This window comes from Sporosarcina sp. NPDC096371, assembly GCF_044762865.1.
GTDB lineage: Bacteria > Bacillota > Bacilli > Bacillales_A > Planococcaceae > Sporosarcina.
Map to the genome: position 1 here is coordinate 132204 of NZ_JBIWFE010000007.1, position 24842 is coordinate 157045.

20 protein-coding genes and 1 pseudogene are annotated in these 24842 nt (G+C 38.8%); 17 read left to right on the top strand and 4 right to left on the bottom strand.

Annotated elements, in window-relative coordinates; translation table 11 throughout:
• Nucleotides 1–16: 16 nt before the first annotated feature.
• From ACIQ0H_RS17310 to ACIQ0H_RS17325, 4 genes are read right to left on the bottom strand one after another with little or no spacing between them, the layout of a single operon-like run.
• On the bottom strand, nucleotides 17–1054 hold the full coding sequence (locus tag ACIQ0H_RS17310; RefSeq protein ID WP_403417420.1) for an aldose epimerase family protein: 1038 nt from the start codon (nucleotides 1052–1054) through the stop codon (nucleotides 17–19).
• Nucleotides 1055–2545 carry a UDP-glucose--hexose-1-phosphate uridylyltransferase gene (galT, locus tag ACIQ0H_RS17315; protein ID WP_403417421.1) on the bottom strand — a complete coding sequence of 497 codons (1491 nt, stop codon included), beginning with the start codon at nucleotides 2543–2545 and terminating at the stop codon, nucleotides 1055–1057.
• Entirely contained in the window at nucleotides 2542–3546 is a 1005-nt protein-coding gene (galE, locus tag ACIQ0H_RS17320) for a UDP-glucose 4-epimerase GalE (RefSeq protein WP_403417423.1), read from the bottom strand. Before galE ends, galT begins: the two co-directional genes overlap by 4 nt.
• Nucleotides 3547–4728 carry a galactokinase gene (locus ACIQ0H_RS17325; protein WP_403417426.1) on the bottom strand — a complete coding sequence of 394 codons (1182 nt, stop codon included), beginning with the start codon at nucleotides 4726–4728 and terminating at the stop codon, nucleotides 3547–3549.
• A 185-nt stretch (nucleotides 4729–4913) separates the two neighbouring features.
• On the opposite strand from ACIQ0H_RS17325, the gene ACIQ0H_RS17330 reads away from it, so the two are divergent.
• The 17 genes and pseudogenes from ACIQ0H_RS17330 (at nucleotide 4914) to ACIQ0H_RS17410 (ending at nucleotide 24781) form a co-directional block, all read left to right on the top strand.
• On the top strand, nucleotides 4914–5849 hold the full coding sequence (locus ACIQ0H_RS17330; protein WP_403417429.1) for a sugar-binding protein: 936 nt from the start codon (nucleotides 4914–4916) through the stop codon (nucleotides 5847–5849).
• A complete protein-coding gene (locus tag ACIQ0H_RS17335; protein ID WP_403417431.1) occupies nucleotides 5846–7291 on the top strand; it encodes a sensor histidine kinase in 1446 nt (481 codons plus the stop codon). Before ACIQ0H_RS17330 ends, ACIQ0H_RS17335 begins: the two co-directional genes overlap by 4 nt.
• Complete coding sequence (locus ACIQ0H_RS17340) at nucleotides 7266–8696, top strand: response regulator (RefSeq protein WP_403417433.1); 1431 nt, start codon at nucleotides 7266–7268, stop codon at nucleotides 8694–8696. The genes ACIQ0H_RS17335 and ACIQ0H_RS17340 overlap by 26 nt, the downstream gene beginning before the upstream one ends.
• Before the next feature lie 99 nt (nucleotides 8697–8795).
• Entirely contained in the window at nucleotides 8796–10070 is a 1275-nt protein-coding gene (locus tag ACIQ0H_RS17345; RefSeq protein WP_403417435.1) for an ABC transporter substrate-binding protein, read from the top strand.
• Nucleotides 10071–10161: 91 nt separating this feature from the next.
• Nucleotides 10162–11100, top strand: coding sequence for a carbohydrate ABC transporter permease (locus tag ACIQ0H_RS17350; protein WP_403417437.1), 939 nt, complete (start codon nucleotides 10162–10164; stop codon nucleotides 11098–11100).
• Complete coding sequence (locus ACIQ0H_RS17355) at nucleotides 11100–11921, top strand: carbohydrate ABC transporter permease (protein WP_403417440.1); 822 nt, start codon at nucleotides 11100–11102, stop codon at nucleotides 11919–11921. The genes ACIQ0H_RS17350 and ACIQ0H_RS17355 overlap by 1 nt, the downstream gene beginning before the upstream one ends.
• A gap of 193 nt (nucleotides 11922–12114) precedes the next feature.
• Nucleotides 12115–12285, top strand: coding sequence for a Gfo/Idh/MocA family oxidoreductase (locus ACIQ0H_RS17360; protein ID WP_403417607.1), 171 nt, complete (start codon nucleotides 12115–12117; stop codon nucleotides 12283–12285).
• A 159-nt stretch (nucleotides 12286–12444) separates the two neighbouring features.
• Nucleotides 12445–12675, top strand: a pseudogene (locus ACIQ0H_RS17365) (Gfo/Idh/MocA family protein); the annotation flags it as partial.
• A gap of 628 nt (nucleotides 12676–13303) precedes the next feature.
• Nucleotides 13304–14566, top strand: coding sequence for an ABC transporter substrate-binding protein (locus ACIQ0H_RS17370; RefSeq protein ID WP_403417442.1), 1263 nt, complete (start codon nucleotides 13304–13306; stop codon nucleotides 14564–14566).
• A 99-nt stretch (nucleotides 14567–14665) separates the two neighbouring features.
• Complete coding sequence (locus ACIQ0H_RS17375; RefSeq protein WP_403417610.1) at nucleotides 14666–15541, top strand: carbohydrate ABC transporter permease; 876 nt, start codon at nucleotides 14666–14668, stop codon at nucleotides 15539–15541.
• A gap of 24 nt (nucleotides 15542–15565) precedes the next feature.
• Entirely contained in the window at nucleotides 15566–16387 is an 822-nt protein-coding gene (locus ACIQ0H_RS17380; protein WP_403417445.1) for a carbohydrate ABC transporter permease, read from the top strand.
• Between the two features lie 20 nt (nucleotides 16388–16407).
• Nucleotides 16408–17664, top strand: coding sequence for a Gfo/Idh/MocA family protein (locus ACIQ0H_RS17385; RefSeq protein WP_403417447.1), 1257 nt, complete (start codon nucleotides 16408–16410; stop codon nucleotides 17662–17664).
• A gap of 32 nt (nucleotides 17665–17696) precedes the next feature.
• On the top strand, nucleotides 17697–19439 hold the full coding sequence (locus ACIQ0H_RS17390; protein WP_403417450.1) for a glycoside hydrolase family 35 protein: 1743 nt from the start codon (nucleotides 17697–17699) through the stop codon (nucleotides 19437–19439).
• Nucleotides 19440–19774: 335 nt separating this feature from the next.
• The gene (locus tag ACIQ0H_RS17395; RefSeq protein WP_403417452.1) at nucleotides 19775–21133 is read left to right on the top strand and encodes a carbohydrate ABC transporter substrate-binding protein; all 1359 of its coding nucleotides are present in this window, start codon (nucleotides 19775–19777) and stop codon (nucleotides 21131–21133) included.
• A 122-nt stretch (nucleotides 21134–21255) separates the two neighbouring features.
• Complete coding sequence (locus ACIQ0H_RS17400; RefSeq protein ID WP_403417453.1) at nucleotides 21256–22137, top strand: carbohydrate ABC transporter permease; 882 nt, start codon at nucleotides 21256–21258, stop codon at nucleotides 22135–22137.
• 15 nt (nucleotides 22138–22152) lie between these two features.
• On the top strand, nucleotides 22153–23001 hold the full coding sequence (locus tag ACIQ0H_RS17405; RefSeq protein ID WP_403417456.1) for a carbohydrate ABC transporter permease: 849 nt from the start codon (nucleotides 22153–22155) through the stop codon (nucleotides 22999–23001).
• 37 nt (nucleotides 23002–23038) lie between these two features.
• The gene (locus ACIQ0H_RS17410) at nucleotides 23039–24781 is read left to right on the top strand and encodes a glycoside hydrolase family 35 protein (protein ID WP_403417458.1); all 1743 of its coding nucleotides are present in this window, start codon (nucleotides 23039–23041) and stop codon (nucleotides 24779–24781) included.
• The last annotated feature ends 61 nt before the right edge of the window (nucleotides 24782–24842 follow it).

Sequence of the window (24842 nt, forward strand, 5' to 3'; positions counted from 1 at the left end):
GAACTCTCCTAACGTATTATTCCGCTAGACCAAAAGAAAACACAGTCTGTTTGTCATAGGGGACATGGGCATCTAGGATGACAGTCGGAAAGCCTTCATGATGTAAGGATGCAGGGGAGGCTTGGGTTTCAAAACAAATACCTAGATACTGTCTTGATATTCCTTCTGCTAACTCAAGGCCTTCCTCAAGGCCATTTGCTGTGTACATGACAACGCCAGGCTGGTTGGTCTTGATTTTCATCATGCGTCCACTGATTTCATCTATTACAACTATATTATATTGCTTATCATGATTAAAGAGAAAATAATGATCATAGCCATGACCAACGACTCTATTTTGTTCAAATGTGGCGTGAATGCCGTCAGCAATTTTTCTTCCACTTCGAAAATCAAACGGGGTATTCGTTACAGCAAGTTTTTTTCCAGTCGGTATAAGCCCGGAATCCAGTTCAATGAAGTCATCACTATCCATTGTCACATGATGATCATGGATCGTTGCAGACAAATTACCAGTTAAATTAAAATACGAATGATTGGTTAATGTCAGTGCAGTTGTTTTATCAGATAGGGCTGCATAATCAATGATAAGTTCATTGTTATTCGTTAATGTATAGGTGACGGTTACTTTAATCGTACCGGGATAGCCGCCTTCACCGTCTTCACTTGTATGTGTTAAGGTTACCCCAACAGTATCTGCTGTTTGAAAGGGATTCACTGTCCAAATGACTTGGTGGAATCCACCACTCCCGCCATGTAATTGATGAATTCCTTCATTTTTTTCTACTGCATAGGTTTGATCTTCGATTGTAAAGGAAGCATCTTGGATTCTTCCTGCAACGCGACCAATAATGGCTCCTAGAAAATTAGGGTTATTTTCATAGTCGGCATAATTTTTATAGCCAAGTACGACATTTTCGAATTGGTTATGCCGGTTTGGAACGTTAATTTCAGTAATGATGCCGCCATAGTTTAACAAGCTGATGCTCATATTGTGCTGGTTCGTGAGTGTATATAACATCCAGTTATTCTTTATATCTTGCGTCCCTATTTTCATTTACTGAGCCGCCTTTTTGTTTAACGTATTGATAAATCTTTCGCTAGCAAGGTTGTCTTTAAAAACACCCGCATCGCCAAGTACTTTAGCAAATTTAGCTCCAAGTTCTTTTTCCAAAATGGTTTCAGCTTGTTCGTGGCTTGATAATGGTCCATAGTTTTCTTGCAGCTGGTCAGCCCATTGTTGGTGATAAGAGGGGACATCACTTGGTTGTCCTAGTAAAAATCTCTTAATTTCAGCTAATTCATCTTTCAATCGGGCTGGTAATACAGCGAGCCCCATGACTTCAATCAGCCCAATATTTTCTTTTTTGATGTGATGAACATCTGCGTGAGGATGAAAAATACCAAGTGGATGCTCATCGGTTGTTCGATTATTTCGTAACACAAGATCGAGTTCAAATTGGTGTTCGCGCATTCGAGCAATCGGTGTAATGGTATTATGTGGTGTATCACCGCTAAACGCGCAGATATTGGCTTCCTCATCATCATAACTTTGCCATGTTGTGAGAATATGGTCAGCTGCCTCAACCAATGTTTCTAACTGATGGCACTGCAGGCGAATGGTTGTCAAAGGCCATTCCAAGACTGCCGCAGTAACGTCAGCAAAATTGTTTAGTTCAAATGATAATGCAGTCGCAGCATTTGTCATTGGGAAATCGTATCTTCCTGTCTGATAATGATCATGGCTTAAAATGGACCCACCGACAATCGGCAAATCCGCATTTGAACCGATAAAGTAATGCGGAAATTTGACGACGAAATGGAGGAGTCGTTCAAATGTTGCTTTACTGATTTTCATATCACGATGTTGTTCTGCTAGTAAGATACTGTGCTCATTGTAATAGACATAGGGTGAATATTGCAGATACCAGTTTTCATGGACAAGCGGTACTTTTATAATCCGATGATTCGCTCTGGCTGGATAGCCTACCCGACCTGCATAGCCTTCATTTTCGATGCATAATAGGCACTTAGGATAATTCACTGAATGCTTTATTTCACTTTCCCGCCTGATTTGTTCAGGGTCTTTTTCAGGTTTTGATAGATTGATCGTGATATCCATTTCACCATAAATGGTATCGGCTTTAAAGTGGACATTTTTTTGGATACGGTTCATCTGAATATAGTTGCTATTTTTACTCAGTTCATAAAAATAATCGGTTGCTTGTTGTGGAGATTCTAGATATTTTTGTTGGAAGATGTCGCTGACCACAGAAGGTCTTGCCACAAAACAATTCATAATCGTGGCTGAAAGTATTTCTTTGTCATCAAAAACATTGTCAATGATATTCTGTTCGACAGCATAGGCAACGATTTGTTCAAGTATATTCGGAATGGAGTCAACTGTTGGATTGTCAATGACGGCTGGTATCGATTCTAATTTGAGTAGTGCTAGCACCTGATTCGTCGCATAAATTTGATCGGCATCGTCGATTAGTTTGGCGGCGAGCGCTTGGTTTACTAGCCCTTTAATATGTTGGTAAATCATTTGCTAGTCACGTCCTTTTGATAGCCGTTTGGATGATTGACATGCCAGTTCCAAGCATCTTGTATGATTGTTTCAATGGACGTTCGTGTTGGCTGCCAGCCTAGTCGTGATGTAGCTTTAGCTGAGCTAGCGATTAGGGTACTTGGATCGCCTGCACGACGTTCACCGGTTTTTTCAGGTATTTCTTTCCCAGTTACGTTGCGGGCCGTATCAATCATTTCTTTCACGGAAAATCCTTGACTACTTCCCAAATTGAAAACATCACTTGTCCCATCATTATTTAAATAGTGAAGGGCTAACAGATGCGCTTGGGCCAAATCTTCTACATGTACATAGTCACGGATGCAGGTGCCATCAGGAGTATCATAGTCTTCGCCGAAAACAGTGATATGTGATCGATGACCAAGCGCGACTTGTAGAATGATAGGGACTAGATGAGTTTCTGGAGAATGATCTTCACCGATTTCTCCAGATTGGCGTGCGCCAGCCACATTAAAATAACGTAATGCCACATGGCGAGTGCCATAGGATTGTTCGCACCATTTCATCAATTTCTCCATCGTAAGCTTGGTTTCCCCGTAAGCGTTTGTCGGATTAGTGGGCATGTCTTCCGTAATCGGAACAAATTCCGGCTCCCCATATGTCGCTGCTGTCGATGAAAATACAATTTTTTTGACAGCAAATTCTGTCATGACTTGTAGTAAAACTTGCGTGCCATAGACATTATTATCAAAGTATTCAAGTGGTTTCTCCATGGATTCACCAACAAGTGAATTGGCCGCAAAATGGACAACTGCGTCGATGGATTCTTTATTAAATACATTACGCATAAACTCGATGTCCCGAATATCGCCCTCATAAAACGTTGCACGGGGATGGACCGCTTCTCTGTGTCCCGTTTGAAGATTATCAATTACAACCACATCTGTTTGCTGATCGATTAACTGATAGACCGCATGTGACCCAATATAGCCTGCTCCGCCTAATACCAATACACTCATTTAATACACTCCCTCAGTAAGTTCTCTCGCACCGTCACCTATGGCCGCTGTATAAAATGTTGCCGCGTAACCAATTGTTTCGCTATAGATTTGATTGACATTGGACTTAAAGTTGTCGACAAGATCTTTTTCAACTATGGCAATTGCACAGCCACCAAAGCCAGCGCCAGTCATGCGCGCGCCGATAACACCTGGTTGTTCCCATGCGGCCTTGACGATTGTATCCAATTCAATGCCTGTCACTTCATAGTCTTGTTGAAGAGAAGTATGGGATTCATTCATCAATTGACCAAACGCCTCTAAATTACCTTTGTGCAATTGCTGAAGAGCCGTTAAAGTTCGTTCGTTCTCATAGACAGCGTGCTTTGCTCGTTGTCGGTTGGTTGCATCTTGAATTAGATGCTTATACTGTTCAAACTGATCGTTAGATACATCGCCGAGACTCTGGATAGAAAGTTCTACTTGTAAATCTGTCAAAGCCTGTTCACATTGTGCGCGCCGTTCATTATATTTTGAGCCCGCCAATGTTCGCTGTTTATTGGTGTTAGCAATGATAATTACATGGTTATCTAGTTCGATAGGTGCATAGTTGTAGGCGAGCGTTTGACAATTTAATAGCATCGCTTGACCCTTTTTGCCTTTACCAATTGCAAATTGGTCCATGATGCCGCTGCTGACACCGATATAGTCGTTTTCTACCTTTTGTCCAAGCTGAATCATCTGGAGGCGGTCGATATCTAACTCAAACAATGCTTCTAATAGGACACCCGTGACCATTTCAATTGAAGCTGACGAGGATAGACCTGCGCCATTTGGAATGTTTCCATAGAATAAGATATCCATTCCAGTTGATAGAGGGAATCCACTGTCACGCATGTAGGAAATCATACCCTTGGGGAAGTTCGCCCAGTCATGCGCTTTATTATAGGCTAAATCCATAAGGTCACATTCAATGATGCCGGTATCAGGGAAGTTTAGCGAGAAAAAACGTAACTTTTGATCATCCCGTTTTTGGGCAAGGGCATATGTTCCGAATGTGATAGCGGCAGGGAATACATGACCGCCATTATAATCGGTATGTTCACCAATTAGATTAATTCTTCCCGGTGCAAAAAATGACCGCGGTAGGTTGGGTGTATTAAAGACGGATTGAAACTCTACTAGTAAATCTGGTTTTGTCAAAAGATGTGCCTCCTTCAGTTAATAAATTAAATTAATTAAGTTGAGTGTACTACATCTTGAGGGAATGTTCAAACTTGTTTGTCGTGTGATACAATTGCGGATAATGATTCTATGATAAATGGGGGTTTCGCATGAAGAAGTCTTCGAGAGTTATATTCTATCTACTAGGAGGTACTTTTTTTGTAATGAGTTTTATGGGCATGATTGTTTATGGTTATAAAACATTTTACATTCAAAAGGAAACGGTAGCACCAAATGAATATAGCTATCATTTTGCACTAGTATCTGAAGAAATTGACAACGAATATTGGCGTTTAGTAGAGAAGGGGGCAAGTAGGGCAGCTGCTGAACATGATATTTACTTAGAATATGTTGGCCCGCCAAAGGCAGATAATGATCAGCTCCTAAAGCTATTAGACAGAATGGTTGCGGTTAAGGTCGATGGGATTATTACGCAAGGAGTCGAGGGACAACGTTTTGCGGATATCGTGCTAAAAGGTGTAGAACGTGGGATACCCATTCTAACTGTTGATACGGATGTGAAAAGTAGTGTACGAAAAGCCTATGTTGGGACAGACAACTTTTATGCAGGTCAGCTCGCGGGGAAAACCATGATTAAACATACAACGGGAGAACAATTTGTAGGCATCGTAACAGGGCGTTTTGATGCCATCAATCAGCAAGAAAGACTTGCGGGTTTTAAAGACGCCATTCAAGCTACGGAACGTATTCATATTGTTGGGATTCATGAATCGAATATAACCCAGGTAGGTGCAGCACAGGCTACTTACAACTTATTGAAACAGTATCCATCTATCACTGCATTAGTTGGGTTAAGTGCACTTGATGGCATTGGCATGGTCGAAGGATTACAGGAAATTGCACCCAATAAGGATATGTTTATGACTGCTTTTGATATTTTGCCGGAAACATTGCAATTGATTCAAAACGGCAAGATTGATTCGACGATTGCTCAATATCCGGAAGAAATGGGCTACAAGGCAATTGAAGTGATGATTGACTTGCAGCAGCATGATTTATTGGAGAGCGAGATTTTCACGGGTGCAAAAGTCGTAAATAAGGAAAATCTTGATGCGTTCTTAAAGGGGGAACGTAGATGAAGACAATTCGAGGAAAGTTATTAGTCTATTTTTTTGTTTTTGTTCTACTTTTTCAAGTGACTGCGATTTCAATCTTCATTAGTTCCGCGCAGCTGATCAATAAATATGACGACAGCTTTCAACAATTTTTGTTGTTCAATTCTATTTCGCAAAAGTCCAATGAACTGTACGCATTAACAAAAATATATGTTATTGAACCGGATGAAGATCATGCTACCGCATACTTTACCAAAAAAGCACAACTGTCGGCAGATAAGCACAAGTTAGCAGATACGCTTGAAACGATCAAAGTGAAAAATTACATAAATTTAATTGACACATTTATACATGAAACCGAGCTTACGATCGGCTTTGTCCTAAAAGGTGATATTGAAAAATATACCGATCATTTAGAAGAAGTACGAATTGGGGCGGGGTATATTCAAGAAGCTGCCCTAGAACTGATTGATACTGAATTGACAGCCTATCAATCATTTTATTTGGATTTGCAGGAAAGAAATAGTTATTTCTTTATCTTCATCATTTTTTTGTTTTTAGCAACCATTACGCTAGCTATCTTTTTTGCACTTTGGTCCTCCCATGGTATTACAAGTCCATTGGATAAGTTATCCCGGGCGGCGAAGGAAGTTGCTAGGGGTGACCTTGTGGGAGAACCGATCGAAATTCAATCGAATGACGAGTTAAAGTTACTTGGGAATGCATTCAATCATATGCGTTCAAATATTCATGGCTTGGTGCAGGAAATTAAAGAACAGTCCGAATTAGACCAGCTACTGAAGGAGATGGAATTAAAGCATTTACAAAACCAAATTAATCCACATTTCTTATTTAATACGCTAAATACTATCTCAAAAATGGCGTATCTAGAGGATGCACACTCCACCTCTGGCCTTATTGATTCGGTTGCAGCAATATTACGGCATAGTTTAGGGGAAATCGATCAACATGTAACACTAAAAGATGAAGTGCATATTGTAAAAGATTATTTTCGGATTCAAAAAACACGTTTTTCTGAAAGAATTCAATTTGTGACGGAAATTGATGAATCCTGCCTAGGCATAGAGCTACCCCGCCTAACCTTACAACCGTTAGTTGAAAATGCGTTTATTCATGGTATAGAGGCACGTGAAGATGGAGGGATTATTGCCATACGCATCAAGCAGACCGCACAACATGTCATCATCGAAGTCGGTGACGATGGCGAGGGGATTGAAAAAGAGAAGATTGCAGCATTATTGTCACTAACAGCAAGTGGGGATGATCATGTCGGACATTCAACTGGGATCGGATTAATGAATGTTATTAGACGGTTACAATTATTTTACCAAACATCGAATGTGGTAGAAATTGAATCTGAAAAAGGGCAGTGGACTACTGTACGTCTACTTTTACCCAAAAAAATATGGGGGAGAAATGATGAGGATATTAATCGCGGAGGATGAACAACTAGAACGGCAAGCGATGAAGAAGTTTATCAATGAAAATTTCAAGGAGATGGATGTTGTTGGGGAGGCAGTTAACGGTCGGATGGCGATTGAGCTAGCAAGACAGATGCGACCAGAATTGATCATTATGGATATAAAAATGCCTGGAATCAACGGCTTGGAGGCAATTGAACAGATATATGCTGTTCAACCAACTATTAAATTTATAGTTGTATCCGCTTATAACACTTTTGAATACGCCAAGCAGGCAATGCAGTTTGGCATTAAGGATTACATTCTAAAGCCCGGAAAAAAAGAGGAAATCAGTCTTGCGTTGCTTCGGATACAAGGAGAAATCGCGAATGATGTAAGGGCTGAACAAGAAAAAAGACAATCAGGTCAATTAATGAAGGAGAACTTCATCAGAAAATTGATGAAGCAACATATACAACAAGAGACATTTGACTTGCAAAAGCAGTTATTTCCCCACATGGCTTCAGGTTATTTTTTTGTGTTGAACACAGATATTTCCCATGATCTACAGCATATTAAGCAAGTTCTTGAACTACATGTACCACATTTTTTAATCGTCCACGAAGCAAATGATAGTATTGCTGTTCTTGTCCTATCAACTGAGCCTATCAAAAAGTCCGACCAATTGACTATCGTGAGAAATGTACAGATGGTGATTGGAGAGCATGTATTTATTGGAATTGGACATACCTCCCATACGCTGGAGAATTTGCCTACGTCTTATCGCGAAGCCTACACCGCTAGTTTTCAGCTTAAAATAGGCAATAAAAGCAATTATGGTTTTTTACAAGAGGACAAGCAAGATGATCAGCACAAAGATATCATCGCTCAGATAGCACAGGGGGTTGAGAAAGGAAATAACGATGTGGCCCTTCTTGCATTTAAAGAGAACCAACATGTATTCAAAGTAGATGATAAAGAAAAGTTATATATCCTGATACAAAATATATTCGCAAAAAGAAATATTTCGCTAGCTGGAAGCTCCATATCAACTTTACAATCCAACAAGGATTGGCATACGTATTTGAATGTCTGCTGCATGAAAATGAATGAATATTGTCACTCAAAGCAATCTATGACAAAAGCAAAAGCGTATATTGAAGCGCATTACTCAAAAGGGATTACGCTCGAAGATACTGCAGCATTTGTCAATCTAAGCCCTAATTACTTTTCAAATCTATTTAAAGAAGACTTTGGTGAGAATTTTATCGAGTTTTTAACGAAGACACGAATGGAAAATGCCAAAATATTAATTGAAGAAAATAATCATTCGTTAAAAGAGATTAGTTTTATGGTTGGCTATAAAGATCCAAACTACTTTAGCAAAGTCTTTAAAAAGTATTTTCGTAGTTCTCCAAGGCAATTTCAAGGCGCTATCTTTGAAAAATGAATGAAAACGTAAGAAATTACAGGTTTTTATCCACTTTTGTTTATTGAATTATTTTAAAATTGGGGATGTAAGCGTTATCAAGTAAAAGGGGGAAACAGGATGAAGAAGTTTTATAGCTTATTCTTATTATTATCACTGGCACTCGTTGTGTCTGCGTGTAGTGCAGATTCTAAAACGGACTCGTCAGATGGATCGAAGGATAAGAACTCAGTTGAGATTTTTAGCTGGTGGACAGGTGCCGGCGAAGAGGAAGGGTTACTCGCACTCATTGATCAATTTAAAGAAAATTACCCAGATATTAAAGTAGAAAATGCGGCTGTCGCTGGGGGGGCAGGTACAAATGCCAAAGCGGTTCTGGCAACAAGAATGCAAGGGAATGATCCACCGTCAACATTCCAAGTACACGGTGGGGAAGAACTGAACAAAAGTTGGGTAGCAGCAGACAAAATGACGCCGCTCAATGATCTATATGAAGCAAATGGCTGGATGGATAAATTTCCAGAAGCGTTAATTGAACTAGTTAGTAACGGCGATGATATTTATTCGGTTCCGGTTAATGTTCACCGAGGTAATGTCATGTTCTATAACATGGATGTTTTCAACGAACATGGAATTGATGTACCGACAACGCTAGATGAGTTTTTTGTTGTAGCTGAAAAATTGCAAGCTGCTGGCGTTGTTCCGTTAGCATTAGGGGATAAAGAATCATGGGAAGCAACCATGATATTTGAAAATGTATTGGCAGCTGAACTAGGAAGAGATGGATATCTTCAACTCTTCGCTGGTGAAATTGATTTTACTGATGCAAGAGTTGTTGCAGCAGCTGAGAAATTCGGGAAAATCCTTGATTATGTCAATGAAGATCATGCTTCACGTAACTGGCAGGATTCCGCACAGTTAGTTGCTGAAGGGAAGGCAGCAATGATTAACATGGGGGACTGGGCGAAAGGATATTTCGTGAATGACTTAAATCTTGTCACCAATCAAGACTTTGGTTATTTTGCATTCCCTGGCACAGTAGGTGACTTTGCGGTAATTACAGATACATTTGGTTTGCCGAAAGGTATCGACAATGTAGAATCTACGAAAGAATTCCTAACTTTCCTTGGTTCTGTTGAAGGGCAAGATGTATTTAATCCACTAAAGGGTTCTATCCCAGCGCGGATTGATGCAGATCCATCAAAATATGATGACTATGGGAAAGATACGATGGAAGACTTCAAGACAGCTCAATTGTTCCCAAGCCTTGCACATGGGTCAGCAGCATCTGAAGGATTTGTAACAAAAGCAAATCAAGCTGTCAATATTTTTGTCACACAAAGAGACGTTAAAAACTTTATTGACTCATTACAAAACGCAGCACCCGATATGTAAGAACAGAATGAGGGTGTCTGCCTGATTGGCGGCACCCTCTATTTTTATCACTTTATAAACTAGAGAAGCCTCAAGCTGAGGAGGATAAAATATGGAGAAAAATATGCAGATAAACAGAAAGAAGAAACTATCAAAAGATAAATTAACCGCAATGGCTTTTTTAATGCCATCTATCATTCTAATTATTATTTTTGTCTACGGATTTATCAGTTGGACCGGGTATATTTCATTGAGTAATTATAATACGATTGTTCCAGACTTTTCATTTGCAGGTTTGAAAAACTATCTTTATTTATTTAATGATTTCCGCTTTCGAGCTGATTTACGGAACACGATATTTTTCACCATCTTCTTTATTGGTGCTGTCATTGTGCTTGGATTAGTATTGTCTATCCTGCTTGATCAGAAGCTAAAAGGAGAATCTATATTTAGAAACATCTTTTTATTCCCGATGGCCTTGTCCTTTATTGTCACTGGAGTTGTATGGCAATGGTTACTACATCCGTCAACGGGCTTTAATAAGTTTTTAAATCTTTTCGGCATTCAACCGAAATGGTACACAGATACGACGATTTTGGCGGGCTTTAAATGGGGGAGCATAGAATTTGGGCTGCCTGTTGCTATTATCGCAGTTGTCATCGCCGCTGTTTGGCAAATGACGGGCTTTTCGTTGGCAATGTATTTAGCAGGACTACGAGGGATTGGCGATGAATTGCGGGAAGCAGCTCGAATGGATGGGGCAACTGAATTTCAAGTGTATATGAAAATCATTTTACCAATACTCTGGCCTATTACGATGAGTGTTGTCATTATCATGGCACATATCTCGTTGAAAATTTTCGATTTAATATACGCTATGACAGGATCAGGCGCTAACTTCGTTACAGATGTACCTGGATTGTATATGTTTGAAACAACATTTAGAGGAAATTATTATGCAAATGGCGCTGCTATAGCAATTATTATGTTACTTTTAGTAGCCGTATTTATTGTTCCTTATTTGTGGAGTAGTAGAAAGGGTGAAAATTAATGGCGTCTATCCGAATTGGGAGTATCGTTAAGTATACTTTGTTAATCATTGTTTCACTTCTTTTTTTAACACCGATTTATGTCATCATCGTGACAAGTCTCAAGCCTATGGCAGAGGTATCGATTGATAAAATGTGGGCTCTGCCAACGGCACTTGATTTTAGTTCCTACAAATTAGCTTTTTCGAGCTTAGCACCAAACCTATTAAATAGTTTTTATTTAGTCATTCCGGCAACTTTGTTATCGGCCTTATTGGGTGCTATGAATGGTTACATTCTATCCAAATGGAAATTCAAAGGTTCTGATGCATTGTTTACGTTTATTTTGTTTGGAATGTTTATTCCTTACCAAAGTATTTTGATCCCTTTAATTCAATTTTTACGGACGATTGAATTATACAATACCATCCCAGGTTTAATACTCGTGCATGTCGTATACGGTTTGCCGATTACTACATTAATGTTCCGAAACTTCTATGCGAGTATTCCAGATGAATTGATTGAATCAGCGCAAATAGATGGAGCGAACTTTTTAGGCGTTTTTAAGCATATTATTATCCCGTTATCCATCACCGGCTTTGTAGTCGTTGCGATTTGGCAGTTTACAAATATATGGAATGAGTTTTTGTTTGCGGTTACAATTACAACAGGGACGAAGCAGCCTGTTATGGTGGCCCTACAAAACTTATCGGGAAGCCAAATTGTGCAATGGAACGTACAAATGGCGGGCGCATTATTAGCGGCGTTACCTACTTTGCTCGTCTACATTTTTCTTGGGAAATATTTTGTCAGAGGGTTGCTAGCAGGGTCTGTTAAAGGATAATGTGATGACTACTGTTAAATTAGTAGGGTAAGCCCGTATATAGAATGGCGATAATGGAGGACTCATATTGAGCATAAAGCTAGGTATGATTGGAACCGGTTATTTTAGTATGTTCCATGCCAAGATATTGTCGTAGATAGCGGGAGTCAAGATAACGGCCATCTTGGGAACGAGTATAGAAAAAGCAGAGTAACTGGCATCAAAGTTTACATATGCAAAAGGCTATGCCAATTTGATAGAGGTGCTGGAAACCAATCGCTTGGATGCCATCAATATTTGTGTTCCACCAATGGCACATGGCGAGATAGAACTAGAGTTAATAAGGCGAGGTATTCCATTCTTTGTTGAAAAACCATTGAGCTAGGACAATGAAATTCCTAAAAAAGTATTATAGGAACTCAAGCAAAAGCCCTTACTTACATCCGTAGGCTATCATTATCGCTATTGTCCTCGGACAATATATGGGGAGTATGCCCAAAGTACTGTGGTGGAGAAACCAATCTAGCTCTAGGGCCAATTTGTCGAGCAGACGACACATATTGCTGATTTACTTCTTTATATTTGTGGAGAAGTAGAAGCAGTTTCGGCGGTATTTGGCAATCAGCTTCTTTCCGCGCATGAAGAATTTATCACTATTGCGGATGTAGGAACAGTCATTATGAAACTACGAAATGGCATTGTAGCTAATATATTTAACACTTGTATACTTCCAGAGAGGATCGGTAAATCGGGGTTTCCTTTATTTACAAATTAGGGGATCGTTGATTGGTCAACTAAGCGTTTAAAGCTGACACTCAAAGGTTCCACATCTGAATATGTTGATCGAGTTAGCCCTTATCAAACTGAAAACGAAATATTTATTCCAGTATTACGCACAGGGGATCCAACTGGTATTCTATCTGGTTACCAAGATGCCTATCAGACGTTTGTAGTAACTACGGCTGCGCTAGAATCGGCTTTGACAAGTATGGCGGTTAAAATTGAATAATCTATTTTTGTGACAATGAAATAAAGAAACATATCAAGCCCTTAAGCCCAAATTCGCTTAAGGGTTTTTTGTGGTGCTAGATTAATTTATAGCCGCTTTTTTTTTATTCTGTATAGACAGATTAATCTGCTTGTGTTAGTATCTAGAAAAATGTTAGTAAAAGTTTTACTCAATTTTTAACTATAGTTTTATCTATAATTTACCTGTATTACCACTTATTTTTGAAGGCGTTTTCAAAAGTGAAGTTTGTGCATCTGAAATTAAAAGCTAGTTATCACAGTAAAGGAGGCGAGTATTTTATGAAATGATTACTCCCGATAATAGGGGTGTAATGAAGTTTTTTATATGGGTTGCGTCAATATGTAGAAAAAAGGGGAAAAGGAGATTACATAAAATGAAAAAAATTACCGGATTACTTTTGGGTCTATTTCTACTAGTGATTCTTGCTGCTTGCGGGAATGACAAGGCGGACTCTAAAGAAGATAACAAAATTACGTTATGGTATTGGAACAGAGGACTTGATGAAAGTGTATTAGACAAAGTGAAAGAAGAGTTTCCTGATATTGACTTTGTAGTGCAAAAGTTACCGCCTGGATCGGATTACAAAACGAAATTAAGTTCACTATTGGCATCGAAGAGTAGTAAAGATGCGCCAGATTTGGTTCTAATGAATATTTGGGTTTCAGAGTTTTTACCACATGCTGATCGATTTGCCAATCTATATGATTATGGTGGAGCAGAACTAGAAGAAATCTACCCTACATGGAAAACAAGTCAAGCTATCTCTGGTGATGGGAAAACGATGATTGCTGTGCCAGTGGATACAGCTCCAACAGGCTTCTTCTACAGAGAAGATATTTTCTCAAAACTAGGCATTGCTAATACACCGGAAGAACTAACAGAGAAGATGAGCACATGGGATGGTTATCTTGATGTGTTAACAACACTTAAAAATGATGCGGATGCGTATGTAGTCTCTTCAATTAAGGATGCTTTTTCAGGTAATGTCAATAAGCTAGACCAACGCTTCTTTGACGAAGAAGATAATTTTATTGGCGGTCAGCAACACATTAAAGAAGTTTGGGATCAATCAATCGAGTTAAATGAAAAGGGACTTGTTTTGGGGAATATTGATGAACAGTCACAAGAATGGAACGCGGCAATTAATAACGATAAGCTTGTTGGTTATGATGGTCCTGTTTGGGCGAAGGATATTTTAATGGATGCAACACCGAGTACAACGGGTAAATGGAAGGTTTCTCGATCACCAATTAGTGATGGTAACGATGGTGGGTCATTCCTTGCGGTACTAAAATCATCGAAAAATCCTGAAGTAAGTGCAGAAATTGCTAAATTTATTAACTCAGCTGAAAATCAAGTGACTGCTTATAAAAACTTGAGTTTGTTCCCGTCGGAACTAACAGCGTTAGAGAATGAAGAAATTTACCACAACGAAGAATTCTTTGGTGGTCAAAATACAACTGAAGTGTTCGCAGAATCAGCGAAAAATGTAAAAGAAGCATATAGAGGATCAAAAGAATCTATCGTGTTTACAGCGTTTAGAGAAGAATTGGATTTAGTTAAGGTGAAAAATAAAGATTCTGAAAAAGCATGGGAAGATGCACTAGCTAAGATTGAGCGAGATCTAGGGCTGTAATAATAGGCGATAGGGGGATAATTATCCCCCTAATTTAAATTTAGGTGGTGAGTTGAAATCGAGACTACAAAAAAACAAGTAGCTAGCAAGAAAAAAAATATATGGACAGAGATTAAGAAGAATAAAGGAGCGTATTTATTCATATCTCCCTTCTTCTTGACGTTCTTAGTTTTTGGTGTATTTCCAGTTGTGTTCTCTATCTATCTAGCTCTATCGAGTTGGGATGGAATCGGCGAGATGGAATTTGTAGGTTTACGTAACTTCGAGTACCTAATAGCTGACCCGCTATTTTGGAAGTCGATTTTAAATACACTTGTCATCTGGTTGCTATCGACGATACCGATGATTGTTTTAGCTTTAGTTGTCGCGTTTCTATTAAACTCTGCATTTGTCAAATTCAGTGGTGTATATAAGACGTTATACTTCCTCCCGAACGTAACAGCCATTGTAGCAGTTGCGATCATATTTGGTGTCATATTTGCGCCAAGCTATGGGCTGATAAACTATTTTTTAACCTTATTTGGGTTCGACGCGATTGATTGGCATAATGATTCAGTTGGTGTTAAATTAGCGATTTCAGCGATGATTATTTGGAGATGGACGGGCTATAACGCCATTATCTTTCTTGCAGGCTTGCAGAAAATATCCGGCGATTTGTATGAAGCTGCAAAAATTGATGGAGCCAACTCATTTCAAATTTTCACGAAAATTACAATACCATTATTGAAACCAGTTTTATTATTTGTTGTGATTACATCAACGATTGGTGGAATGCAGACTTTTGTTGAACCACAATTACTTGTGGGGAACTCTGGTGGAGCTGGAGGCGGAGGATTAACAATTGTTCTATACCTTTACCAACAGGCCTTTGTAAAGAATCTTTATGGATATGGGTCAGCAATCGCCATTGGGTTATTTATAATCATCATTCTATTTTCACTCATTAACTGGAAGATTGTACAACGTAAAGATTGATACAGATAAAAGAGGTGAAAGCATTTGACTAGATTAAAAACGTTTGTGTTACATGCAAGCTTAATCATGGGTGTTATCATATCGATATTCCCGTTTTATTGGCTGATTGTTATGGCGACGAATGATTCAAGCGCAAGTTTTAAATTCCCACCTGTATGGACTTTTGGCGATCAATTACTTGTAAACGTACAAAAAGTATTTGCGGAAGTCGATTTTTTGAAATCTCTTTTAAATACTATTTTTGTGTCAGTCACATCGACCATATTGGTGTTGTTCTTTAGTTCACTAGCGGGGTTTGTATTTGCGAAGTTTGATTTTCCGGGCAAGAAGAAATTGTTTGTTTTTACACTAACTACGATGATGATTCCGGCGCAACTATCATTAATCCCTATGTTTATTATGATGCAAAATTTTGGTTGGATCGATAGTTATAAAGCTTTAATCATCCCAGGCTTAGTGAGTGCGTTCGGTATTTTTTGGATTAAGCAATATGCAGAGGGTGCAATACACGATGATTTATTGAATGCAGCGAGAATTGATGGCTGCGGAATGTTCAGAATGTATTGGAGTGTAGCATTGCCAGTTTTAAAACCGGCATTGGCATTCTTAGGTATTTTTAATTTCATGGGTGTATGGAACGACTATCTGTGGCCGTTAATTGTATTGAATGATCCATCTAAATATACATTAATGGTAGCATTGGCGAATTTAAAAGGCTTACATCAAACAGATGTAGCAGCAGTAATGACAGGAACGTTATTGGGTACACTTCCTTTAGTTGTACTATTCCTAATTGTTAGTAGACAATTTATTTCAGATATTGCAGCAGGAGCAATTAAAGATTAATGAAAAAGGCGGAGAATACCTTGAAGAAAGTAAAAGCAGTGTTAATTGGTGCTGGGGATAGAGGGGCTAGGGCGTATGCGCCTTATGCAAATAATTACCCACATGAGCTAGAATTTGTAGCCGTTGCGGAATCGATTCCTGAGAGAAGAGCGGCTTTTGCACAGGAATATGGACTTTCAGAAAGTCAGTGTTTTGGATCTTGGGAAGAAATGTTTGAAAATGATATTGAAGCTGAAGTTGCTTTTATTTGCACGTTAGACAGAGAACATTACGAACCAACATTAAAGGCGATGGAAAAAGGTTACCATGTTCTTTTAGAGAAACCAATGTCTCCAGATCCAAAGGAATGTATTTCAATGGTAGAGACTGCGAAGAAACATAATAAACTATTAACCATTTGCCATGTTCTTAGATATACACCATTTTGGCAAAATATTAAAAGTATCATTGATAAAGGTGAAATCGGGGATATTGTTTCAATTCAATTAAATGAAAATGTTGAAGTGATGCATATGTCACACAGTTTTGTAAGAGGGAACTGGAGTAACAGTGACGACTCAAGTCCAATGATTTTACAAAAGTCATGCCATGATATGGACATTTTAATGTATTTAATGGATCAGAAATGTAAGCATGTTAGCTCTTTCGGATCGTTAATGCATTTTAAAAAATCGAATGCACCAGAAAATGGACCATTGCGTTGTTTAGATGGATGTCCTATCGCGAATGATTGTGCTTTTCATGCTGGAAGATATTATCTAGGTGAAGGAAAAGGCTGGGCGAAAAAGTTCACACCCGACCATACACGAGAAGGTATTATTCATGCATTAAATACAACAGATTACGGAAAATGTGTCTATCGTTCCGATAATAATGTTGTCGATCACCAAGTTGTCAATCTAGAGTTTGAAAATGGGGCGACGGCTACATTTAGTATGTGTGGATTTACGAGAGAGCAAACGCGTATCGTACAAATCATGGGTACAAAAGGTGAAATTAGAGGAAAAATGGACGAAAATACAATTTCCGTATTTAATTTCCTGACGAAGAATGAAACAATTACTAAGCTAGAAGAACCAAAGAGTGGTCACGGCGGCGGTGATGAAGCAATTGTTAGAGATTTTTTACATGAAGCAAGAAACTATAATGGGAACGAAAGCCGATCTTCTGCAGCGGTTTCTCTTGAAAGTCACTTATTAGCATTCAGTGCTGAAGCTTCTAGGCTTCAAAATGGTAAAGTTATTCGAATTGATAACTTTGCAAATGAAGTTTTGTAACTTGATTGTAAAAGATAAGGGAGTTGTATATTGTGTCTAACCTAATTGTGCAAGGAAAAGATTTATATATAAATAACGAACCTATTCAACTCATTTCGGGAGCCATTCATTATTTTAGAGTAGTTCCTGAATATTGGGAAGACCGGTTGTTAAAATTAAAAGCTTGTGGTTTTAACTGTGTGGAAACATATGTACCGTGGAATCTGCACGAACCAAAAGAAGGCGAATTCAATTTTGAAGGCATTGCGAATATTGAGGAATTCATCCGCACTGCAGAGCGTGTAGGATTGCATGTGATCGTTCGACCAAGTCCATACATATGTGCCGAGTGGGAATTCGGTGGCCTGCCATCGTGGTTACTCGCTGATAGTAATATGAGATTCCGGTCATTCTATGAGCCATACTTAGAAAAAGTGGACAACTATTACGATGTATTATTGAAAAAATTGGTGCCGTTATTACAAACAAATGGTGGGCCGATTATTGCTATGCAAATTGAAAATGAGTATGGTAGTTTTGGTAATGATAAACAATATCTCAATTATATAAAAGACTCCATGATTAAAAGAGGCATCGATGTATTACTCTTTACCTCTGACGGACCAACAGATTCAATGTTACAAGGTGGTTCGGTTGAAGGTGTGTTAGCGACAGTGAATTTTGGTTCTCGACCGAAAGAGGCGTTTGACAAACTACAAGAATATTTCCCGAACACGCCTAATATCGTAATGGAATATTGGAATGGCTGGTTCGATCATTGGGGCGAAGCGCATCACGAGCGTGACCCTGGTGAAACGGCTGCCACTTTTGAGGAAATGCTACAACGTGGAGATTCGGTGAATTTCTACATGTTCCATGGTGGTACCAACTTTGGCTTCTACAATGGTGCGAACTTTGATAAAGTACACCAGCCAACGGTAACGAGTTATGACTATGATTGCCCGATCAGTGAAACAGGTGATATTACTCCGAAATTCCATGCAGTGCGTGAAGCAATTGCTAAGCATAAAGACATTGGTGAGCTTGTTTTACCAGAACCTATTCCGAAGATGAATTATGGGCAAGTGACGATGTCGCAATCTGTTGCATTATTGGAGGCATTGGATATGATCAGTAATCCTATCAAGCGTGCAAATCCAGATACGATGGAGAAGCTTGGTCAAGATTACGGATTTACGCTGTATCGTACATTTTTACAAGGGCCAAAGGAAGAATCGGAACTAACGATTCAAGAAGTGCGTGATCGTGCATTAGTATTTGTTAATCATCAATACAAAGGTGTCATAGATCGCTGGGATAATCATACACTTTCATTTGCTGTACCTAAAGAAGGTGTCCAATTAGATATCGTTGTTGAAAATACGGGTCGCATTAATTATGGACCGATGATGAATGATCCAAAAGGAATTACAGAAGGTGTGCGTTTCGAACGTCAATTCTTATTTGATTGGACGATGTATCCATTGCCAATGGATAATCTTCAACAATTAACGTTTAAAGAAGGACGTACGGATGTAACGGGGCCTGCATTTTACAAAGGGACCTTCCATGTGGATGAAATTGGAGATACATTTGTTGAATTACCAGGCTGGGTCAAAGGTTTTGTCGTTATTAATGGCTTTAATATCGGTCGATATTGGGAAGTGGGCCCACAGGAAACATTGTACTTACCAGGTCCACTGCTCACAAAAGGTGACAATGAAATTATTGTTTTTGAATTGCATGAAACAACCCAAACTGAGATTACTTTAATTGACACACATAAATTAGGCTAATTCTTATTTTGAATGCATCAATTGGTCGATTGAATCTATTTGCTTCCTACTATATATGAACTCTTGCATGATGCCCATCAATTCAGATGGGCATCATTTTATTTTTTTTATTCTTTTTATTTTTGGAATAGACAGAATGATTAGTGTGTGTTATTATTTAACAAGCATCAAGTAAATGTTTTACCAAATGAGTTTACTAATGTTTTACTCGGTGTGTAAGCGCATTCAAAAAACAGTGTTATTGATGTGTATATCGAAGTAGTCACTTAAAGGGGGAGAGTGTACATACTAGCGGTAACAATGAAGCTGTAATCAAGATAAAGGGGAGTGTCAGTATGAAATCTATTTTTTGTAAAATGCTATTGTTAATGGCAGTGTTTTCAGTAATTTTGGCGGGCTGTAGTACCGACAAAGAAGACGGAAAAGAAGGTGCAGCAGGTAAGGACGGAGATTCTAAAGTATTGGAAGTTGCGGTTTTCCAAGGCGGTTATGGTGATGCGTTTTGGAAACAACTCGCTGAAAACTTTGAAAAAGCTAATCCGGGAACAAAAGTTAACGTAACGGCTAACCCGGATATTGGTGAAATGATTAGACCGAAAATTATTGCAGGAAATCCACCTGATGTTGTATACCTTAACCAAACAGATCCATCTGGTGTGACACAAGGGTTAATTAAAGAACACGGATTTACTGATTTGACTGATCTATTCGAAGGAAATGCAATTGATGAAGAAGTAGCATTGAAAGATAAGATTTTACCTGGTGTCTTGGAATCTGTTTATATGTCGCCATACGGTGATGGTAAGATCTACATGGCTCCATATAACTACAATGTAATGGGTCTTTGGTACAATAAAACACTTTTTGACGAAAAGGGCATCGCATTACCAAAAACATGGGATGAGCTACTAGCATTAAATTCGGTAGCAAAAGACAATGACCGTGCTTTATTCACATATCAAGGAACTGTACCAGGCTATTTAGAAGAAATTCTTATTCCAGCTGTCTATTCACTTGGTGGACAAGAAGCATTGGATCAGATGTTGAACTACGATCCTGAATTCTGGAAAACAGAAACTGCGCTTGAAGCTCTAGGAATCTTTGAAAAGATTGCAAAAGAAGACAATGCATTGATGAACGGTACGGTTGCACTTGATCATACGCAATCACAAACATCTTTCATGCAAGGAAAAGCAATGTTTATTCCAAATGGTAACTGGTTTGAAGGGGAGATGGCAGAAGCCCCAAGAGAAGATGGTTTTGAATTTGGATTCCTTGGTGTACCTACATTCAATGCCAACGATCCACTTCTTGCGTTGAATTCAATGGAACAGATGTATATTCCTAAAGATGCTGCTAATCCAGAGCTTGCGAAAGAATTTTTACGCTTCATGTACGCGGAAGAGAACATTAAGCTAAATGGTGAATTAACGAAAGCGTCGATGGCGGTTGTCGGTGCGGCAGATTTAGTATCTGAATACTTGTCAGAATCATCTTACAATGTGTTTAAAGCGGTTGAATCAGGAATGTACTCGATGTCTGGTAACTTTGCTCCGGTTCCAGCGGGCGTGAATGTTGACCCACGTGAAGTTCTATTCGATCAAGTTGCAAGTATTATGAACAATGAATTGACGGTTCAAGAATGGGCAGACAAGATGTACGAAGTTTACTCAAAAGTCGAAGAGAAAAAGTAACTAAATATGTAAAAAAATTTTGCATCATTCCCCTAATCTTCGTGGTTGGGGGAATGATTCTGAATGTAAATACATAAAAAGTTAAAAATACCAATAAATAGTTTCAAAGGTAGGTGTATCTAGTGAAAAGTAAAGAACGAACAGCCTTTATATTGTTCTGTATCTTGCCGACGTTGGCCATATTTTCGATATTCATCGTTTATCCGGTAACGCAGGTTTTCATCAAATCTATGTATAGTAGCTCTGGCTTCGGGAATAATGAGGAATTTATCGGATTGGCTAACTTTGTCGAATTGTTTAAAGATGACATTTTTCTTCAATCACTAAAGAATACCGGTTTTCTAATGCTTGTAGTTCCTACAATTACGCTGTTCCTATCACTTGTGTTTGCCTCAATTTTATCATTTGGAGAGCTAAGAGAAAAACACTTATATCGGACCATTTTCTTTTTCCCTAGTATTCTATCTTTTGTTGTGATCGGAATCCTTTGGGCTTTCATTTATCACCCGAATATGGGGATTATCAATGAGATGTTGAATTGGATGGGGTTAGATCAGTTTGCTTTAACATGGTTAGGGAGTAAAGATACAGTTTTATGGGCAATTGCGCTTGTAATGGTTTGGCAGGCTGTCGGATATTATATGGTCATGTACCTTGCTGGAATGGACGGTGTCCCAAGAGAGCTTTATGAAGCCGCTTCATTAGATGGGGCAAATGCTGTTCAGCAGTTCTTTAAAATTACTGTCCCAATGCTATGGGAAATCATCCGTATAACCATTATTTTCAGCATAAACGGTGTACTGAACATCAGTTTTGTTATCGTCATCGTCATGACAGCTGGTGGACCGAATAATGCTTCGCAAGTTGCACTGACGTATATGTATAAGCAAGCCTTCGTTAATGCTAACTTTGGATATGCAATGGCAATCGCGGTTATCGTCTTCTCGGTTTCGTTGATTCTGTCATTTATTAGTAATAAACTAACTGAACGAGAGGCTCACTAGAATGGAGGTGTCAAGATGAGTGGCAATAAAAATATAAAGAAAAAAGGTTCAAAAGTATTGTTGAGAATTGTTTTATTAACCGCAACGTTTATATTCGTCTATCCACTTGTATGGAACTTATTGGCGTCACTAAAAACCAATAAGGAAATTATGAGTAGTCCATGGGGTTTGCCTGAGGTTCTGAACTTTGATAACTTTACTCGGGCATTCACTGAATCAAATATGGGTGAATTCATTATAAACTCCTTCCTTGTGACGGGACTTTCTATGATGTTATTGCTAATATTGGTTATTCCAACATCTTACGCATTATCCCGTTTTGATTTTAAAGGGAGAAAAGTATTACATAACTTTTATATGGCAGGATTATTTATTCAACCGGTTTATATCATGATACCATTGTTTTTGATGATGAATAACCTTGATATGTTAGATAATCGTTTTTGGTTAAGTCTTGTCTATGCAGCTGGGGCATTACCATTCTCTGTTTACCTGCTAACAGGATTTATGCGATCGATACCTAAAGAGTATGAGGAGTCTGCGTTTATCGACGGAAGTGGCTATTTCCGTACGTTAATCAGCATCATTGTGCCACTTGCAAGGCCAGGGATATTAACAGTGATCATATTCAACTTCTTCACGTTTTGGAATGAATACGCACTAGCATTAGTATTAATTTCAAGTGACGCCAAGAAAACCATCCCTGTAGGGCTAGCAAATCTAATGGAAGTACAACGATTTGCTACCGATTGGGCGGCATTATTTGCAGGATTGGTGCTTGTCTTGCTGCCGACCATTACGCTTTATGCGCTCACACAGAAAAAATTGACAGAAGGTATGTCTATGGGTGGTTTGAAAGGATAATAAAATATTGACATTTGACTATAAAGGAGTTTTAGAAATGCCTTTATTAAAGGTTGAAGGAAATCAACTTATTTTAAATAAAGAACCCATCCAACTTATATCGGGTGCCGTTCATTACTTTAGGATTGTACCCGAATACTGGGAAGACCGGTTAATGAAATTAAAAGCATGTGGCTTTAACTGTGTAGAAACGTATGTACCATGGAATTTACATGAACCAAAAGAAGGTCAATATAATTTTGAAGGTATTGCTAATATTGAAGAGTTTATTCGCATAGCTGAGCGTCTAGGGTTGCACGTCATCGTTCGTCCGAGTCCATATATTTGCGCAGAGTGGGAGTTTGGCGGCTTGCCATCATGGTTGCTTGCCGATAGCAATATGAGATTCCGGTCATTCTATGAGCCCTACTTAGAAAAAGTGGACAATTATTACAATGTATTATTAAAAAAATTGGTGCCGTTATTACAAACAAATGGTGGCCCGATCATTGCTATGCAGATTGAAAATGAGTATGGTAGTTTTGGCAATGATAAACAGTATCTCAATTATATAAAAGACTCTATGGTTAAAAGAGGAATCGATGTACTACTATTTACATCAGATGGGCCTACAGATTTAATGCTACAAGGCGGTACAGTTGATGGGGTTTTGGCTACAGTCAACTTTGGTTCTAGACCAGAAGAATCATTTGACAAGCTACAAGAATATTTCCCGAACACACCTAATATTGTGATGGAATATTGGAATGGCTGGTTCGATCATTGGGGCGAGGCGCATCACGAGCGTGACCCTGGTGAAACGGCTGCCACATTTGCCGAAATGCTACAACGTGGAGATTCGGTGAATTTCTATATGTTCCATGGTGGCACAAACTTTGGCTTTTACAATGGCGCAAACCTTGATAAGGTGCATCAGCCAACAGTAACAAGCTATGATTATGATTGTCCAATCAGTGAAACAGGTGATATCACTCCTAAATTCCATGCGGTGCGGGAGGCGATTGCTAAGCATAAAGACATAGGCGAGTTAGTCTTGCCAGAGCCAATTGCTAAAGTGAATTATGGGCAAGTGACAATGACGGAATCCGTTGCGCTATTCGACGCATTGGACATGATCAGTCATCCTATCAAACGTGCCAATCCAGATACGATGGAGAAGCTCGGTCAAGATTACGGTTTCACGTTATATCGCACATTTTTACAAGGACCAAAAGAAGAAGCCGAACTAACAATTCAAGAAGTCCGTGATCGTGCACTTGTATTTGTGGATAATGAATACAAGGGTGTCATTGATCGCTGGGATAATCATACATTATCATTTGCCGTACCTAAGGAAGGCGTCCAATTAGATATCGTTGTTGAAAATATGGGTCGCATTAATTATGGTCCGATGATGAATGATCCAAAAGGGATTACTGAAGGTGTTCGTTTCGAACGTCAATTCTTATTTGATTGGACGATGTATCCATTGCCAATGGATAATCTTCAACAATTAACCTTCAAAGAGGGCCATACGGATGCAACGGGACCTGCATTTTACAAAGGAACCTTCCATGTGGATGAAATTGGAGATACATTTGTTGAATTACCAGGCTGGGTAAAAGGCTTTGTCGTTGTAAATGGCTTTAACATAGGTCGTTATTGGGAAGTGGGTCCACAGGAAACATTATACGTACCGGGACCACTATTAAAGCAAGGCGATAATAAGATTATTGTTTTTGAGTTACACGGAGCTAAAAGTTTAGCAATTAATTTATTGGATACACATAAATTAGGCTAAAGGGGAGGGCAGTTGTTAAACTGCCCTTTCTCCTTTTGAATAAAAGAATGAGTCATAGAAA